We start from the raw sequence: 17108 nt of genomic DNA on the forward strand, positions 1-17108 counted from the left end.
TCTCACCCGGCCTGGTGTGAGAGATGGGCGAGCTTGTCGAGTACCGATTGCCGAGACTCGTCGTACACAGTGGCGGCAGGCGCCACCTCGACGGCGGTTGCGGTGAAACCGGATTCGAGCAGGTCTATGCGAGTGAAGCCGAACCCGGAGAGGCCTCGGTGCCGCCCGGCCGGGGGAAAGGTGTCGACACGGTACGACATCGCAGGACCGACCCACACCGGAACACCGCCGACGGACCCTGCAGCTGTGTGGTGGGCGTGGCCGCAGACGATCACCCGCACGTCCGATCCCGCAATCGCGCACTCGAGGTCAGCAGGGTTCTGCAGCCTCAGATAGTCGACCGTCACCACCGGCGACGAAATGGGCGGGTGATGCAGCACCAGGATCGTGCCACGAAGTGATGGCACCGCCAATACCTCTGCAAGCCAGAGTAGTTGATGTGGATCTATCCGGCCGTCGTGTCGCCCCGGTGTCGAGCTGTCGAGGACGACGATGCGAACTCCGTCGACGACCTGCACCGAGTCGAACGTGCGATCCGGGTCCGACGCCCGAGGGTCGTCGAGTAACTCGCGACCGAACGCCGCCCGCTCGTCGTGATTTCCCATCGCGTAGATCGTTGCTGCACCCAGTGATTCGGCCACCGGATCGACAGCACCCCGCAGTCGACGGTACGCGGCCGGATCACCGTCGTCGGCCACGTCACCGGAGAAGATCATCGCGTCGATGCGCTGCCCGGAGGCCGCGAGCATGTCGAGAACACACGTCAGATTGGCAAATGTATCGACACTTCCGTGGACAAGTTCTCCTTCGGCCCGCAGATGCGTGTCGCTCAACTGCACGAGCGTGAATCCTGCCCCCTTGGGTCGTTCCGCGGGCTCCACTCCTGCCTGCTGGGGTCGTTCCGCGGGCTCCACTCCCAACCCCCTCATGACGCGGGCAAAAGTGTCGCGGCCTGCTCGCGAGCGGCAGTCAATGTCGCAGCCGGGTCTGCATCCTGGTACACGATCGATTCGACGGCGTCCATCATGCCGTCCCGGATCTGCAGATAGTCGTTGCCCGGCATCGACACCCACGGCTCCATCGTTTCCAGCTGCGTCAGGTTGGGTTCGATCAATGGGTTGGATTCGGCCCACTTCTTCAAACCGTCGGGATCGTCGACGAGACCGGTACGCAAGGGCAGGTAGCCGATACCCTTCGAGATCGCGATGTAGGACTCTTCGCTGGTAAGGAACTCGATCAGCTCCCAGGATGCACGCTGCTTCGCGGGGTCGGAGGCGAAGGTGAACAGTGACGCCCCGGAGTTGGTCGGTACGACGGGCTTCGAGCCGAACGACGGCATCGTGGTGGCCCGCAGGTCCCACTTGTCCTTCGCGCCCTTGATGAATGTGCCTTGTATTGCGCTCGTTTCGAGGATCATTCCCATGTCGCCGCGGGCAAAGGCTTCGTACCCCTGTTGCTGGCTGAGCTTCGGCGTGGCCCCGGCGTCGACGAGTCCGCGGGCCATGGCGGTGGCGTCGACGGCAGGTTCTGCATCGAACTCGAGCGTCGACCGGTCCTGCGATATCGCTCGACCGCCGTTGGACCGAACCAGGCTCTGGAAGCACCAGTCCTTGGCCGATTTGGTGAGGCAGTCCAGATACACCCCGCCCTTACCGGTCTTCGACGCGATGGTCGATGCGGCAGTGGCCACCTCGTCCCACGTGGTCGGCGGAGTCGCCGGGTCGAGACCGGCCTGCTCGAACAGTGTTGCGTTGTAATAGAAGACAGGCGTGGAGAAGACGAACGGCACTCCATATGTCGTGCCGTCCCAGTCGGCAAGTGCTCGCGCAGTAGGGGCGTACGGGTGCCGTACGCCGTCGAAGTTGCGCTGTACCTCGTCCTTGCCGACGAGATCGTCGAGCGACTTCGCGCCCAGCTGGTGGATGGTGAAGTCGAGGTCACTGAAACCGAGCTGCGCCACGTCCGGCGGTGCCCCGGCGACCATCTGGCTCTGGATACTCGACACGGTGTCGGTGGCGGGATTGGGGCTGTTGCCCTGAGGCTTTTGCGCGGTGACGGTGATGTTCGGATGTTGCTTCTCGAACTCGGAGATCAGGGCGTCGAACGTGTCCGTCCAGGCGCCGGCCAGCCCGTAGTTGTAGCTCTCGAAGACGACAGATACCGGTTGATCAGGGGCGAGTTCTGGAATAGATGCCGGTACTGCTGTCGAGGTGGGGGCGGAGGTACTGCCGAGTCCTCCGCAGGCAGTCAACAGCAGAGCGCTCACTGCCAGCGCTCCCGATCCGATGAGAATGCGTTTCACTGTCTGCACTTTCCGTTCGATGAGACGAGAGGGATGGTCAGGCGACGTAGAGCGGTGATCGGTCTCGGGCAGGTGTGTCCTCGGGTGCCCAGATCAGGCGTCGCCCGGTTTCGGGGTCGAACAGATGCACGTCCGTGGGCTCGACCCGGATGGAGATCGGGTTTCCCACGCAGGCCTGGGACGGGCGAGATGCTCTGATGCACAATGTGTTCAAGCCTGCTAGAACGTGGACGAGCTCCTCGCTGCCGAGGTTTTCCACCGTCGTGACGTCGGCATGTAGGCGAGCGGGTGCGTCCGTGATGTGCATCTTCTCCGGCCTGATGCCGACTGTGACCGGCTGATCGGTATGTGCGCCCGCCTCGATCCCCAGGGGAATGTTCACTCCTGGAGCCACGGCGTGAAGTTCGCCTCGATGCGCCGTGACGGTGGCGTCGAACAGGTTCATCGGCGGGGCACCGAGGAATCCGGCCACGAAAACCGATTTCGGGGTGTCGTAGAGCTCGGAAGGTGTGCCGACCTGTTCGATGCGGCCGTTGTCCATCAGTGCGATTCGCGTCGCCATCGTCATCGCTTCGACCTGATCGTGTGTGACGTAGAGGAAGGTGGTGCCGATCCGCCGATGCAGTTCGATCAACTCGGTGCGGGTGGCGCTGCGGAGCTTGGCGTCGAGATTGGACAGGGGCTCGTCCATCAGAAATGCGCCTGGATCTCGAACCATGGCCCGCGCCAAAGCAACTCGCTGCCGCTGCCCGCCGGAGAGCTCGGCCGGTCGTCTGTACAACAGCTCACTCAGATCGAGGGCTGTGGCAACGGCGGCCACCGAATCCGCAATACGGCTACGGGAGAATCTGCGTGACCGAAGCGGGAAGCCGATGTTCTTGGCAACGCTCAGGTGCGGATAGAGCGCGTAACTCTGAAACACCATCGCAAGGTCTCGGTCACGCGGCGGCACGACGGTGATGTCTTTGCCGTCGAGCAGGATTCGGCCGCCGGTCGGCTGGGTCAGGCCTGCGACCAGTCGAAGCAGGGTCGACTTCCCGCAGCCGCTCGGTCCGAGTAGAACCAGGAATTCGCCGTCGGCGATATCGAGATCTATCTCCGTCAACGCATCGCTGCTGCCGAACTTTTTGGATACGGACTCGAGCTGTATACGGCCCACCGCACAACCCCTCACCTAGTGCTGTCGAATCGATGGCCATATGCCAACACCCGCTGGTGTATCGGAGGTGAACGCAACGCGGTCGTCGCGGCGAGCAGAACGCAGAGCAACCTCGTTGAGCCGGAACGATAGGTTGTCGCACTCAACCGATCGTCAACGCAACAGCGCCGAAACCTTCCTCTGGGTCTGGATTGTCGTCTCGTGCCCGACAGTAGAAGATACAATGCGATCATCCAGATCTCTGTCATCGTCACGGTGGTGGCCCTCGGGTGAGCGCGGCCGGCCTGCTTCGATCACCGGAGTCGGCTGTGTAGTCAGTGATTCCGATGTTGTGTCCGAGCCGATCGACGTATCCGGTGAAATTCCCGGGCTGTTCGGAGGTCGGGCTGCCCCCGTCGAGTGAGGGTGCAATCTCGATCCCTACGATCCAGAGTCCGCGTACGGCCCCGAAAGCTATGACGCCGACATAATGAACAGCTTCGTCTCCGAGGACGGCACCACACAGCTCACGCGTTCGGTGACGGTGACACGACCGTCCGGGGTGCAGGTGTCGGTCCGCTCGACGGTCGACCTCGACCCCACCCAGTACGCACCGCTGGTGTTGCCGGAACCACTGTCTTTCGAGGTGCTCGATGCTGTGGCGCAGGCTCCGATTGCGCAGTGGCCATGACTGATTCGCAGAGAAGGTCCACCATCCGCGCCGGAGTTGCGGTGGCTGTTGCCGCCGTATCCGTCGTCGCCGCAGTCGTCGTGGTATCGATGCAGGATGTTCCCGTCGAACAGCCGTCGGACGTCCAGGCTATGACACCGACGTTCTCGGAGGAGACGACAACCACGCAGGCATTGGCCGGGCCCGTCCTCGAACCGACGTGGCAGATCGATGCCGAGGCCGTCTACGGACGCCAATTCGCCGCATTCCGTTCTCCTGCATCAGATCTGCAATTCGATTCGAGTGTCGCCGAGGTGATCGACGCCGGTGATGTTCTCGTCACTGCCGCGGGACTGCCGAATCCTCGGTCGTATTCCGTGGATTCGATCGAGTTCGTGGCCATCGATGCCGAGGACGGGAGTATCCGGTGGTAGAAGTCACCCGGCAGTGTCGACCAGTGCGCAAGCGAGCCCGTGGGTAACGACATCGTCTGTCTGGATTCGTATTCCGACGTCCCGTCGATCGTGAGGATCGGTGTGGACGACGGGGAGGCACGGAGAACGCCGATCTCCGAAGCCTGGTTCCCGTACGCCATCGAGAGCGACGGGCAGTCCGTCTTCCTGCTCGAGGGCAACCCCGAGGACGGCGAATCGGTATTGCACGGTGGTTCGCCGGACGCTCTCGATCGAACGTGGTCGCGCCCGATCACGTCCTTCGCGGGCTGGGACGGCGTGGAGGCCGCTGATTCACGTGTCCGACGGACGAGGCCTTGTCACCCTCGGCGGTGAGGCCACATTCTTCGATCCCCGTACCGGAACGCCGCTCGACGGTCTCGAATTGACCTCCGACACAACCGTCGTCGACGCAGGCGGTGCGGACGTGTGGACGCTGCGCGGTCCGTACGCGTCCGAGACGACCGTCGGCAACACCGCTTGTTCGTTCGAGGAGAACGCGCTCGTGGCCACCACAGAATCGAACGACGTGCGGTGGCGATGGCCACTGCCCGAACGGTCCGATGGATTCACTGAGTCGGGTCGATCGTCGAGACCGCGTCGGGGGTGTCCTTTCTCGGAACCGATTCGAACGTCCGTCTCGAATCGGTGCCATCATGACCTCGTGATTCACCGAAAGCACAGTACGTCGAACTATTCGCGGTGCGGGGTTCGCTCACCGGTGTTCGGGTCGACGTCGAACAATTGGTCGGTGCTGTCGGGTGCGTAGACGACCGTGTCGATTTCACGAGCGCGGCGTCGGGCACCGTCTCGAACGGCGAAGAACGCGGCACCGAACAGCACGACGACGGTGACACCGGCAACGATGGCCCACCCTTCGAAGCCGCCCGCCAAGGCGGCGATCAGACCGCCTGCGGCCGCGATTCCAGCGAAAATCAGGATGACGGCCAACATGTTCTCGACCGCACGTGCCCAGCTTGTCTTGGAAGGCCTTTTCTCGACCATGGGGGATGTTCCTCTCGCTAAGTTCCATCCCCGGATACCCGGAAGTCCGTCGACTATGCCGTCGGCCTTGCGAAGCGCTCCGCTACTGGGCCTTACGTGCGCGGTAGGCGGCAACTGCCGCTCGGTTGCCGCAGGTCGTGCTGCAGAACCGGCGTGAGCGGTTGCGTGAGAGATCGAGAACCAACCCGTTGCAGTCCGGATCTGCACAGACGTCGAAGCGGGACAGCTCGTCGGCGCGGATGACGTCGATCATCGCCATCGCAGTTTCGACAACGATGCGGGTGGCGAGCGGACTGTCGTCGGCCACAGCGTGAACGTGCCAGTCGAGGTCTCCGTGGCGGACCAGTCGCGGCAGGGCCGAGGACTCGGCCAGCAGTCGGTTGACCTCGACCACGGCGTCTTCGCGGCTGCTGGTGAGCAGAGCGCGCAGGGTCGGCCGTAATGCCCTCACCGCCTCGAGCTCGGCGTCGTCGCCGTCGAAGCGGCCGGAGTAGCCCTGCTCGGTGAAGAACTCGGCCAGCTCGTTGCGTGTGGTCAACGTGTCCGGATCCTCGGCGGAATTGACCAATGCCACGGCGGACAGAAGCGACAGTTCTGCGTCATGAGCAAAAAGCATGTTGACACCTTACCAAGTCGGTCTCTACTGTCACATGTCATGACGGCTTACACTCATGACACGACGGTGGACCTCGCGGCCACGCATGACGCTGCTGCGCGCTCGCGCCGGCTTTCGGGGCTCGGGTTCGCGTTGCTCTCGGCCGCGTCGTTCGGGCTCTCCGGTTCGCTGGCCACGGGATTGCTCGATGCCGGCTGGACTGCAGGCGCAGCGGTGACCGCGCGAATCCTGCTCGCCGCCGCGGTCTTGCTGATTCCGTCGATCCTGGCGCTGCGTGGACGCTGGAGCTTGCTGGCCAAGAACTGGAAGCTGATCGCGGCGTACGGAGCGTTCGCAGTCGCCGGCTGTCAGCTCGCCTTCTTCAACGCGGTCGGGCGCATGGAAGTGGGTGTAGCGCTGCTCATCGAGTTCACCTCGCCGGTAGCCGTCATCGGGTGGATGTGGTTCCGCCATCACCAACGCCCCGGCCGCTCGACCCTGGTGGGTGCGCTGTTGGCCGCAATGGGTCTGGTGCTCGTGCTCGACCTGATCTCCGGTGCCGACGTCGACACTGTCGGCGTGCTGTGGGCGCTCGGCGCGATGGCCGGTGCTGCCGTCTACTGGGTGCTCTCTGCCGACGAGACCAATGGACTTCCGCCGATCGTGCTCGCAGGCGGAGGGTTGCTCACGGGCGGGCTGATCCTGCTCGTCGCCGGACTCGTCGGCATCGTGCCGTTCGCAGCCCCGCTGACCGACGTCACCTTCGTCGATGCCGTCGTTCCGTGGTGGGTTCCGATCGTCGGGCTCGGAGTGGTGACGGCAGCGCTTGCCTACGTCCTCGGGATCGCAGCCGGTCGACGTCTCGGTTCGCGGTTGGCGTCGTTCATGGGTTTGATGGAAGTTGTTGCGGCACTTGTGTTCGCGTGGCTGCTACTCGGTCAAGCGCCGGCGCCGATCCAACTCGCCGGTGGCGCGCTGATCCTGCTCGGCGTAGTCGTCGTCAAATCCGGCGAACGATCCACCGCGGATGCCCCGGTGGAGCCGCTGCAGAGCAGAGCCTGAGCTTTCCGGTTCCGACCCTGCCGCTAGCCGTCGACGCGTCCGAACACCACCGCGGCCAGGATGGTGTGGGCGCTCGCGATCACGGATTCGAGAGGTTCGCGTTCGGGGGACAGCAACCATTGCTGAGCAATGGTGAGGACCGCGCCGACGAGGCCCATCGCCAATGTTCGACGGTTCGGCCCGGCCAGGCCGCGGCTGGCCCCGACGGTCTCGGCCACCTGTAGCACGGTCGTGGAGAACGAGGTGGTGGTCTTGCGGTACAGCGCGTCGACGGTAGGGGACACGCCGAGGATTTCCACGAAGGCAATGCGAGCCGATTTCGGCTGCTCGGCGACGAACGTGAAGAAGCCGGTGAGTGCCCCTCTGAGCACCTGTTCGCTGGAATCCCGCTCTGCGGCTGCTCCGACGAGGATGCTCTCGCGCATCGCGTCGGTCGCCCGGGCGTAGGTGGCCATCAACAAGTCCTCGCTGTTGGTGAAGGACTCGTAGAAATAGCGCTTGGTCAGCCCGGCCTCGTTGCACACCTTCTCCACGGTCGCCGTCCGGTATCCGGTGGTGCCGAATACTTCGACGGCTGCGTCGAGCAGGCGGATCCGACGCTCCTGTTGCCGCTGCTGCGGATCGGCACCTCGGTAGGTGCGGCCGACTTCACTGTGATGGATGGTCACACACAGATCTTGACACCGCTCGGTATCAGATGCAAAGTGTTCGCAGACAAGCATTCGGATCGAGGGGGAGCACATGGCGGCGTCGACGCTACGGAACAAGGTGGTTCTGATCACCGGAGCAGCACGGGGAATCGGTGCCGCCACTGCGCGCGACCTGGCCGGCAAAGGTGCCCGGCTGGTCCTCGTCGACGTCGACGAGGCCCCGCTGCGAGAGCTGGCGACGCAGCTGAAGGCCGAAGCGTTCGTCGCCGACGTCCGAAATCTGGACGACATGCAGCGCGCCGTCGACGGCGGGATCGAGGCGTTCGGAGGCATCGATCTGGTGCTCGCCAACGCAGGAATCGCCAGCTACGGCTCGATCATGCAGGTGGACCCGGCCACGTTCCAACGCGTCATGGACATCAACGTGATGGGCGTGTTCAACACCGTCCGCGCTGCGTTGCCGTCGTTGATCGAACGCAACGGCTACATCCTCGTCGTCTCCTCGCTGGCCGCGTTCACCCCCTGCCCCGGTCTGGCGGCCTACAACGCGAGCAAGGCTGCGGCCGAGCATTTCGCGAATGCGCTTCGGCTGGAAGTGAACTACCGAGGGGTCGATGTCGGCTCGGCTCACATGGCGTGGATCGACACCCCGATGGTGCAGGACGCCAAATCCGATCTCACGGCATTCCAGGACTTGCTTGCGGTACTGCCCGGCCCCCTCGGCAAGACAATGACCGTCGAGCAGTGCGTCGACGCCTTCGTCGACGGCCTGGCCAAGCGCAAGCGTCGCGTGTACGTACCGCGCTGGGTGGGTGCAGCGTCCTGGTTCAAGGCCGTCATCACCTCGCGCGTCGGCGATCGCAGCATGCTGGCGCACGTGCCGACCATCCTGCCCAAGATGGACGAAGAAGTAGCTCGCCTCGGTAGGTCCGAGAGCGCTCGCAACAAGACCAGCTGACCCCCCACCGAAGGAATCGTTGCTGATATGACTGCCGTACTGACTACCCCCGAGGTCGATGTCCTCATCATCGGTGCCGGCCTGTCCGGTATCGGGGCCGCGCGTCACCTCGGGCACGATCTGCCCGGGAAGACGTACACCATCCTGGAAAGCCGCGGGGCGATCGGTGGAACGTGGGATCTGTTCCGTTACCCCGGCATTCGCTCCGATTCCGACATGTACACCCTCGGGTACAGCTTCAAGCCGTGGATGGGCGAGAAGTCCATCGCCGACGGTACCGACATTCGCAACTACATCGTCGAGACTGCCCGAGAAGCCGGCGTCGACAAGCACATTCGGTACCACCACAAGGTCGTCGCCCTCGAATGGTCGTCCGAGCAGCAGTTCTGGACGGTGACTGCGCAGCGTAGCGACACCGACGAGACCGTCACGATCACCGCGTCGTTCGTGTTCTCCTGCAGTGGTTACTACAACTACGACAAGGGATTCAGTCCCGAATTCGTCGGCCAGGAGAACTTCGGTGGGCAGGTGATCCACCCGCAGCACTGGCCCGAGGATCTGGACTACGCGGGCAAGAAGATCGTCGTCATCGGCAGTGGGGCAACGGCGATCACGTTGGCACCCAATCTCGCTCGCGATGCCGAGCACGTGACCCTGCTGCAGCGCTCGCCGAGCTACATCCTCTCGCTGCCGTCCAAGGACCCGATTGCGCAGGCATTGCGGAAGCGACTGCCGAAGAAGTTGGCGTACAGCGTGACTCGGCTCAAGAACGTGTCGATGGCCATGTTGATCTTCACCTTGAGTCAGAAGTACCCGGAGTTCATGAAGAAGCGGATCCGGAAGCTGCAGGAGGGCTGGCTGCCGAAGGGATACGACCTCGACACCCACTTCACCCCGTCCTACAACCCGTGGGATCAGCGCTTGTGCCTGGTACCCGACAACGATCTGTTCCGGTCGATCCGCAAGGACGAGGTGTCGATCGTCACCGATCACATCGACAGCTTCACCGAGACCGGCCTGAAGCTGAAGTCCGGCCAGCACCTCGACGCCGATATCGTGGTCACTGCAACGGGATTGAACCTGTCCGCACTCGGCGGCGCGACGTTCCGCGTCGACGGTGAAGACGTGGACCTGCCCAGCACCATGGCCTACAAGGGCATGATGCTCACCGGCATCCCCAACTTCGCTTTTGTGGTCGGATACACCAACGCGTCGTGGACACTCAAGGCCGACATGGTCTCGAACTACGTCATGCGACTTCTCGCGCACATGGACGAGAACGGGTACAGCACCGTCGAGCTCGAACGCGATCCCTCCGTCGACGAAGAGCCGTTTCTCGACTTCGCCGCCGGTTACGTACTGCGGGCCGTGGACAACTTCCCGAGGCAGGGCAGTGAAACTCCGTGGAAGCTGCGGATGAACTACTTCCGTGACCTGCCGGTTCTGCGGTACGGCAAGCTCGTGGACAAGGCGATGAAGTTCGGGCGGCCCCGCTCGAAGGTCGCGGTCGGTTCCTGACGGGAATAGATCCCGTCCGGGATCGTTTGTTCCGGACATGAAAATTGGCATCATCGGAACTGGACAGATCGGCGGCACGCTCACGCGCCGACTCGCAGCACTCGGTCACGAGGTTCGGTTCTCCAACTCGCGTGATCCGGAGACTCTCGCCGACCTGGCGGCGGAAACCGGAGCGACCGCGGTGTGGGCCGCGGATGCCGCGCAGGATGCCGACCTCGTGATTCTGAGTATCCCGCAGAAGAACGTTCCGGATCTCGCTCCAGGAATCACCAGTGCTCGCAAGCCCGGAGCGCCGATCATCGAAACGAACAACTACTACCCGCAGCAGCGCGACGGGCTGATCGAGGAGATCGAAGGCGGAACACCCGAAAGTGTCTGGGTCGCCCAACAACTCGGTGAGCCGGTGATCAAGGCCTTCAACGGAATTTGGTACAAGCACTTGCTCGAGAAGGGCGTACCGGCCGGGACCGACGGGCGCATCGCGCTTCCGATCGCAGGCAACGACGACGACTCGAAGAAGTTCGTGTTCTCGGTCATCGACGAGCTCGGCTTCGACCCGGTCGATGCCGGAACCCTCGAAGAGTCCTGGCGACAGCAGCCGGGTTCGCCGGTCTACGGCAAGGACTTCGGAGTCGACGCCACCGTCGAGGCGCTGAGCAAGGCAACCGAAGAACGCACCGAGGAGTGGAAAGCCTGACAGCTGGGCTGACTACAGGTCTGTGTCGACTACAACTGCCTTGAACTACCTGACGCGGCCCTCGCGGAGTGTGCGCTCCGCGAGGTCGCGTAAGGGCCCGGTCAGGGCAGAATCCCCGACTCGGCACGAATGCTCGCCCACCGACACGCTCCAGACGAATGTGTCGCGGGCGTTGGACTCGGCCGCGTCGGTGGCCTGCTGATCGGCAAGGTACGGCTGCGCGGCCTCGACCAACGACTGCCATTCCGGCTCGTCGGTCTCGACGATGCCACGCTTGGACATTCCAGCGACGCCGCCGGTTCGTAGTACCTCGATGCGCAGGCTCATCTGCCCTCGATCACACCCGATCATCGTTCGGCTTAGGTATGGGCTCGACCCCGGTTGTCTTCACCCCCACGGTAGACCAACCCGTGGCCACAGCCTCGGCAACGTCGGACCCGGCTCCGAATCGCTTGTTCGCCGCCGCGAGTGTTGCGGCGGCAAAGCCGGCGAAGTCCACTGTCGGTGCGAGTCCGCCGACGGTCATCGTGTCGAACCAGACCTGCCCGACGCGGTCCCACGCCGGACCTCCCAGAGTGGTCGCGGCAACGGCGAACGCCCGGTTGGGAATACCCGAATTGATGTGCACCCCGCCCTCGTCCTCGGTGGTGACGACAAAATCGTCCATACTCGCCGGCTGCGGATCCTTGCCCAACACATCGTCGTCGTACGCGGTGCCGGGCTCGAGCAACGAGCGCAGAGCCTTCCCCTGAACGGCGGGAAGGAACAGACCTTCACCGATCAGCCACGACGCGTCCTCGGCGTTCTGCTTCGCGGTGTACTGCTCGACGAGTGCGCCGAAGACGTCGGAGATCGACTCGTTCAGTGCGCCGGCCTGGTCCTTGTACTCGAGCGGAGTGGTGTACTGCGTGAACCCGTGCGCGAGCTCGTGCGCGATGACGCCGAGTGAGACGGTGAATCGAGCGAACACCTCGCCGTCACCGTCGCCGAACACCATGCGCGAGCCGTCCCAGAACGCGTTGTCGTAGTCCTGGCCGTAGTGCACCGTCGCGTCGAGGGGCAGGCCACTGCCGTCGAGACTCGAGTAGCCGTAGACCTCGTCGAAGAACGCGTAGGTCGCGCCGAGACCGTCGTATGCCTCGTCGGTCGCGGCATCGCCGGTGGGATCCTCACCCTCGGCGCGAACCTGCTGGCCCGGGAGGTCGCGAGTCGATTTCGCGTCGGCGATCGTGCGTTCGAGTGTGCCGCCGGTCCGCGGCGCGATGGCGGTACGTGCCTGGACGACTTCTCGCCCCGCCCGCATCTCACGGTCGGCGAGCAGCGTGGCGCGGGCACCGGCCCCCTGGAGCCGTTCGAGCAGAAACGGAGGAACTACAGAATGGAACGTCACGCGGTGACCCCCTAGGTCCGTGGCATATGTGGTGATGTGTTCCAGTGTGCCCGAGGGCACCGACAATTCTCGTTCCTCGGCGCAGAGCTCACTCGCACATCGTCGACAGATCGACGCGGTCCACCTCGCTCGGGGGACGCAGTGCGGTGACGGTCGCCCAGTTCCGGGCCAGTAGGGAGGCGTCGGAATCGTCGTCCTCGGCTCGGATCGCGTCGAACCGGACGGTGACGAAATCTTCTCCGCGGTCTCCTATTTCGGCCTGTACCGCGCCGTAGCGAGCCAGTGACGCTGGGACGATTCCGGCGAAGTCGGCGAGGGGAACGTCGGGAATGTTGACGTTGACCACGGCATCGACCGTCAGGTGCGCGACCATCCATGTCACGGCCAGGTGTGCGACGTGTTCGGCGGTCTCCCAATGCGACGGCCGAGTGGCGAGCGACGACAACGCCATGGCAGGAACCCCGTGCGTCAGGGCAGTCAGCGCCGCACCCACCGTTCCCGAATGCAGAATGGCAGCACCGGTATTGGGGCCGTGGTTGATACCCGAGAGCACGAGGTCCGGCACGTCGCCGAAGGCCCCCCTCGTGGCGACGAACGCGATGAGGGCAGGCGAGGCCTGCACCGCATAGGCCGTCACATCGGGTAGCCCGTCGATCTCGGTCATCTCGATACCGAGGTGGTCGTCGACGCCCATTCCCGTCAACGAAGCGCTGGCACCACTGCGCTCCTCGTGGGGCGCGGCCACCACGACGTCGAGGCCGGCATCGAGGGCGACCCGTGCCAGCAGGGCGATGCCTGCGCTGTGCACGCCGTCGTCGTTGGTGATCAGGGCTCTCATTTCTTGCCCGCCTTGCTGTACGGACGCACGTCCACCGATTCGGTCAGCCCGAGTACCAGATCTTTTCGGCCGCTACCGAGGCCGCGGCGGGTGACGTTGGCGGTGCCCGCGCCTCCACCCAGCCGCAGCGACTCCTGCATCGACATTCCCTGGGCGATTCCGGCGGCGATTCCGGCGCTCATCGAATCGCCTGCGCCGTGGTGGTCGACCATCTGCAGACCCGGGGTGACGATCTCGAGTACGTCGCCCTCCACCAGAGCCAACGCCGGGTCCCCTGCTCGTGAGATCACGACGACCTCGGCACCGGCATCGTGCATCTTTCGCATCGAGTCGATCAGGTGCTTCGGGTCTTCGGACTCGGCACCGCCGTCGGCGATGAGATCCTCGTGACTGACCTTGAGCACCGTGAGACCGCCGGTGAGAGCGGCCTGCATCGTCGGTCCCGACAGGTCGGCTACCACCGGCACATCGAGCGCGCGTAGGTCCGCGCACAGCCGCTCGTACACCTCGGCCGGCACGATGTCGTCGGCATGCGGACCGCCGAGGATCGCGACGTCGCTGCGGGCACCGGTGGCGAGCGCGGCACCGAACAGATCGTCGAGCGCGTGCCTGGCCAGCGGCGGTGGGTCCACCGTGGCCAGTACCTCACGCTTTCCGCTGCGGCGATCGTGCACGTAGGAGCCACTTTCCTGGCCGATATCGATTGAGACGACGGAGATGCCCTCACTCTCGACGATGCCGCGCAGCACTGCACCGATCTCGCCGCCGAAGACCCCCGCGAGCGTGACATCGAGACCGAGCACCGACGCCATTCGCGCGATCCAGTGACCCTGACCGCCCGCGTGGACGTGCAGTTCGGTACTGCCGTTCGGGGCGGCGTCGAGAGTGACCGTCAACAGTGGAGACGGTGCGAAGACGAGGGCAGTGGGTGTACGAGAGGAGGAAGGCACCGATCGCGAATGCCCGATTTGTCAGGTCCGAAACGGACAGAGCGGGAAGGGCCGGTCGAAGAAGTCTTCAGAATCGACGACGCAGGCGCATCCCGATGGGTCGTCCGTCGGGGTCGACGAACAAGCGGTAGGCGAGTGCGGCGAGTCGCTGTTGCCAGACGGGCGGCACCGAGATCTCGTGCCTGCGCAGTCGGCCGACGGGCCGGGACTTGGCGGACGGGTTGCGATGCCAGTTGTCGAGAGCGGTCGCGCTGGCCGAGACCACATCGAAGAACTGCTGCGGGTCGACGAGGTCTGCGTCGTCGCCGTCGGCCCGTCCCAGGTGCTCGCGGATCAGTTCGAGTCTCAGGTTCCGTGCGTGGGTTCTGGCACCGTCGCCGAGGCCTGCCGGGTCCAACGGCGCCCGATCGTCGCGCTGCTCGTCGACGATGGCCGCGGTCAACTCCGAATCATGGGTCCAGGAGCGGCGATTGAAGTTGTCCGATCCCACCGCGGTCCACACGTCGTCGATGATGCAGACCTTCGAGTGCACGTATACCGGTATGCCACGGTCGTTTTCGATGTCGAGTACCAGAACGCGGTCGCCGCCGGCCGCGCGGATGACCCCGAGTGCAGCCGAGTGTCCCAGCAGCGCAGAGGGAATGGTCAAGTTGCTGTCGTCGTCGAGGTGCTTGGGGACCACCACCACCAACTTCAGGTTCGGCTTCCGGCGCAATGCCGCGGCGAAGACGCGAGCGACGTCGACCGACCACAGATATTGATCCTCGATGTAGATCAGCTCGGTGGCCCTGTCGAGAGCTTTGGCGTACGCGCGGGCCGCGCTGCGCTCGCCCTTCGTGGCGAACGGGTAGGCGGGGCGCCGGCGGGGGTAGGTACGTAACAGCTGCACCGAGCACGTGCCCAGGGGCTCCGGGGGTGCCGCCGCGGGAGGGAGTTCCGACGGCTCGCGCGTGACTCCGCGCAGCAGGTCGGGTATCGCGTGCCATGGCAAACGGGAGAGTGCCGCCGGATCTTCCCAGCGTTCACGGAAGACGTCTTCCACGTCCCGCACCGCCGGGCCTTCGATCTGCACCTGCACGTCGTGCCACGCGGGAATCTCGCCGTACTCGGGCGGGAAGGGACGTGAGACAGGATCGCCGAAGTGATCGGCGTCATCGCGTCGGGCACGGGCCAGGTCGATGCCACCGACGAACGCGACGTCGGGCAGATCTTTCCTGCCGTACCGCACGACCACGAACTTCTGATGGTGGCTGCCCAGCGTCAGCACGCGCTGGTCGAGGATGACCTCGCCGCCCGCCTCCTCCAGCCGCAGTGCGAGCTTGCGGTTCTTCGGACCGGTGAAACCGAGGGTCTCCATGTGGGAGCGCCACACCATGCCCTTGACGATGCCACCGCGGTGCGCGACGGCGGCCAGGGCATCTTCGACGGTCACGCCGTCGTCGGTGAGCAGCTGCTCCGGGTCGCCGCGCCAATCGGTGAAGAGCACCAGATCGTCGCGCTCGGTCTGCTCGAGGGCTCGTGCGAGTGCAGCGAAGTAGGTCTTGCCGTGCACCAGATTCTCGACGCGGTTGCCCTCGGTCCACGCCGAAATTCGGGTGTCGTCGTTGCCCCGCTCGGGCGCGGTGAGAAACCACGGGTGCGCGGGGTCGAAGTGGCGCTCGGGGGCAATCAGAGCGGAGGTGGACCGGCCGAACTTCTCGGCAACTCCGTCTACGACGCGCCGGATGCGCTGCACTATCACGCACGCATCATTTCACCCGGTTTGAAGGCGAGAGTGGGCGGGCACCCCGGCGATATGACTCAGGTACCCAACGTCACGCTCAGAAACGGCAAGCAGATTCCCCAGCTCGGCTTCGGCGTCTTCCAGATCGACCCGGAGGAGACCGCGAAGGCCGTCGAAACGGCGCTCGAGATCGGCTACCGACACATCGACACCGCCGAGATGTACGGCAACGAGAAGCAGGTCGGCGAGGGCATCCGTAACTCCGGAATCGATCGCGAATCGGTCTTCGTCACCAGCAAGCTCAACAACGGCTTTCACCGGCCCGACGACGCGCGCAAGGCATTCGACAAGACGCTCAGCGACCTCGGAACCGACTACGTGGACCTCTTCCTCATCCACTGGCCCCTACCCACTCGCTACGACGGCGATTTCGTATCCACGTGGAAGACGTTGGAGGAGTTCGCAGCCGACGGCCGCGCCCGCAACATCGGTGTCTCCAACTTCCAGCCCGCCCACCTCGATCGCCTCGCAGAGGAGACCGATACGGTCCCGGCGGTGAATCAGATCGAGGTGCACCCGTACTTCGTCAACAACGACGTATGGGCCTACGGCCGCGAGCATGCCATCCCCACCGAAGCGTGGTCGCCGATCGCTCAGGGCAACGTCCTCGACGACGCGGAACTGCAGCGAATCGCCGATGCGGCAGGCAAATCCGTTGCACAAGTGGTGCTCCGCTGGCACATTCAGCGCGGCAACATCATCTTCCCGAAGTCGGTGACGCCGGAGAGGGTCAAGGCCAACTTCGAGATCTTCGACTTCGAGCTCAGCTCCGCCGATGTCGATGCCATCACGGCACTGGACAAGGGTGAGCAGGGTCGTACCGGACCGAATCCGGATACGTTCGACATGATTCCGGACTAGCACGTAACACTGTGGGCCCGAACGTCTTCGGACGTTCGGGCCCACAGTTGTTCGAGCCCACTGTCGTTCGATCAGTGCTTCAGGGTCGATCCGGTTGCGGCGGTGACCTGCTCGGTGGTCACGCCGGGTGCCAGTTCCATCAGCTCGAGGGTGCCGTCGCCGACGACGTCGATGACGGCCAAGTTGGTGATGATGCGATCCACGACGCCCTGGCCGGTGAGAGGCAGAGTGCAGGCGTC

At 64.4% G+C, this 17108-nt stretch carries 18 protein-coding genes and 2 pseudogenes; 8 read left to right on the forward strand and 12 right to left on the reverse strand.

Annotated features, from left to right (window positions below; translation table 11 throughout):
* Window positions 1-2: 2 nt before the first annotated feature.
* The 3 genes from CH286_RS12090 to CH286_RS12100 are packed head-to-tail and all read right to left on the reverse strand — an operon-like array spanning window position 3 to window position 3461.
* Window positions 3-929 (reverse strand): metallophosphoesterase, encoded by a 927-nt coding sequence (locus CH286_RS12090; protein ID WP_080734310.1) that lies wholly within the window; start codon window positions 927-929, stop codon window positions 3-5.
* Entirely contained in the window at window positions 926-2302 is a 1377-nt protein-coding gene (locus CH286_RS12095; protein WP_094609326.1) for an ABC transporter substrate-binding protein, read from the reverse strand. The genes CH286_RS12090 and CH286_RS12095 overlap by 4 nt, the downstream gene beginning before the upstream one ends.
* Before the next feature lie 37 nt (window positions 2303-2339).
* Complete coding sequence (locus CH286_RS12100) at window positions 2340-3461, reverse strand: ABC transporter ATP-binding protein (RefSeq protein WP_032404613.1); 1122 nt, start codon at window positions 3459-3461, stop codon at window positions 2340-2342.
* A gap of 469 nt (window positions 3462-3930) precedes the next feature.
* Between CH286_RS12100 and CH286_RS12105 the strand changes: the two genes are divergently transcribed.
* The 3 genes from CH286_RS12105 to CH286_RS28195 are packed head-to-tail and all read left to right on the forward strand — an operon-like array spanning window position 3931 to window position 4898.
* Window positions 3931-4131, forward strand: coding sequence for a hypothetical protein (locus CH286_RS12105; protein ID WP_032404614.1), 201 nt, complete (start codon window positions 3931-3933; stop codon window positions 4129-4131).
* On the forward strand, window positions 4128-4544 hold the full coding sequence (locus CH286_RS28190) for a hypothetical protein (protein ID WP_255182638.1): 417 nt from the start codon (window positions 4128-4130) through the stop codon (window positions 4542-4544). Before CH286_RS12105 ends, CH286_RS28190 begins: the two co-directional genes overlap by 4 nt.
* A gap of 39 nt (window positions 4545-4583) precedes the next feature.
* Entirely contained in the window at window positions 4584-4898 is a 315-nt protein-coding gene (locus CH286_RS28195) for a hypothetical protein (RefSeq protein WP_255182639.1), read from the forward strand.
* Window positions 4899-5255: 357 nt separating this feature from the next.
* Here the strand turns inward: CH286_RS28195 and CH286_RS12115 are convergent, their stop codons facing one another.
* Both CH286_RS12115 and CH286_RS12120 read right to left on the reverse strand, forming a co-directional pair.
* Window positions 5256-5567: a hypothetical protein gene (locus CH286_RS12115; RefSeq protein ID WP_141215839.1), complete on the reverse strand. Its 312-nt coding sequence runs from the start codon at window positions 5565-5567 to the stop codon at window positions 5256-5258.
* Window positions 5568-5649: 82 nt separating this feature from the next.
* Complete coding sequence (locus tag CH286_RS12120) at window positions 5650-6183, reverse strand: CGNR zinc finger domain-containing protein (protein WP_032404616.1); 534 nt, start codon at window positions 6181-6183, stop codon at window positions 5650-5652.
* Between the two features lie 39 nt (window positions 6184-6222).
* Between CH286_RS12120 and CH286_RS12125 the strand changes: the two genes are divergently transcribed.
* On the forward strand, window positions 6223-7224 hold the full coding sequence (locus tag CH286_RS12125; RefSeq protein ID WP_032404617.1) for an EamA family transporter: 1002 nt from the start codon (window positions 6223-6225) through the stop codon (window positions 7222-7224).
* A 23-nt stretch (window positions 7225-7247) separates the two neighbouring features.
* Here CH286_RS12125 and CH286_RS12130 read toward each other — a convergent pair whose 3' ends face one another.
* Complete coding sequence (locus tag CH286_RS12130; RefSeq protein WP_032404618.1) at window positions 7248-7892, reverse strand: TetR/AcrR family transcriptional regulator; 645 nt, start codon at window positions 7890-7892, stop codon at window positions 7248-7250.
* A 73-nt stretch (window positions 7893-7965) separates the two neighbouring features.
* Between CH286_RS12130 and CH286_RS12135 the strand changes: the two genes are divergently transcribed.
* From CH286_RS12135 to CH286_RS12145, 3 genes and pseudogenes are all read left to right on the forward strand, one after another.
* Window positions 7966-8832 carry an SDR family oxidoreductase gene (locus tag CH286_RS12135; protein WP_032404619.1) on the forward strand — a complete coding sequence of 289 codons (867 nt, stop codon included), beginning with the start codon at window positions 7966-7968 and terminating at the stop codon, window positions 8830-8832.
* A 27-nt stretch (window positions 8833-8859) separates the two neighbouring features.
* The gene (locus CH286_RS12140) at window positions 8860-10350 is read left to right on the forward strand and encodes a flavin-containing monooxygenase (protein WP_094609327.1); all 1491 of its coding nucleotides are present in this window, start codon (window positions 8860-8862) and stop codon (window positions 10348-10350) included.
* A gap of 22 nt (window positions 10351-10372) precedes the next feature.
* A pseudogene (locus tag CH286_RS12145) lies at window positions 10373-11047 on the forward strand (NADPH-dependent F420 reductase); the annotation flags it as partial.
* 45 nt (window positions 11048-11092) lie between these two features.
* On the opposite strand, the gene CH286_RS12150 reads toward CH286_RS12145, so the two are convergent.
* The 5 genes from CH286_RS12150 to CH286_RS12170 all read right to left on the reverse strand — a co-directional run bounded on the left by CH286_RS12150 (window position 11093) and on the right by CH286_RS12170 (window position 15966).
* Window positions 11093-11374: a protealysin inhibitor emfourin gene (locus tag CH286_RS12150; protein WP_052065549.1), complete on the reverse strand. Its 282-nt coding sequence runs from the start codon at window positions 11372-11374 to the stop codon at window positions 11093-11095.
* A 10-nt stretch (window positions 11375-11384) separates the two neighbouring features.
* Complete coding sequence (locus CH286_RS12155; RefSeq protein ID WP_255182640.1) at window positions 11385-12437, reverse strand: M4 family metallopeptidase; 1053 nt, start codon at window positions 12435-12437, stop codon at window positions 11385-11387.
* Window positions 12438-12525: 88 nt separating this feature from the next.
* The gene (surE, locus tag CH286_RS12160; RefSeq protein WP_037149093.1) at window positions 12526-13275 is read right to left on the reverse strand and encodes a 5'/3'-nucleotidase SurE; all 750 of its coding nucleotides are present in this window, start codon (window positions 13273-13275) and stop codon (window positions 12526-12528) included.
* On the reverse strand, window positions 13272-14225 hold the full coding sequence (locus CH286_RS12165) for a 1-phosphofructokinase family hexose kinase (RefSeq protein ID WP_032404624.1): 954 nt from the start codon (window positions 14223-14225) through the stop codon (window positions 13272-13274). Before CH286_RS12165 ends, surE begins: the two co-directional genes overlap by 4 nt.
* Before the next feature lie 67 nt (window positions 14226-14292).
* Window positions 14293-15966: a phospholipase D family protein gene (locus tag CH286_RS12170; RefSeq protein ID WP_094609329.1), complete on the reverse strand. Its 1674-nt coding sequence runs from the start codon at window positions 15964-15966 to the stop codon at window positions 14293-14295.
* A 54-nt stretch (window positions 15967-16020) separates the two neighbouring features.
* Between CH286_RS12170 and CH286_RS12175 the strand changes: the two genes are divergently transcribed.
* Entirely contained in the window at window positions 16021-16869 is an 849-nt protein-coding gene (locus tag CH286_RS12175) for an aldo/keto reductase (protein WP_094609330.1), read from the forward strand.
* Between the two features lie 71 nt (window positions 16870-16940).
* Here CH286_RS12175 and CH286_RS28200 read toward each other — a convergent pair.
* Window positions 16941-17108 (reverse strand): annotated as a pseudogene (locus tag CH286_RS28200) (succinyl-CoA--3-ketoacid-CoA transferase); the annotation flags it as partial.

The organism is Rhodococcus sp. WWJCD1, from assembly GCF_002258735.1.
GTDB lineage: Bacteria > Actinomycetota > Actinomycetes > Mycobacteriales > Mycobacteriaceae > Rhodococcoides.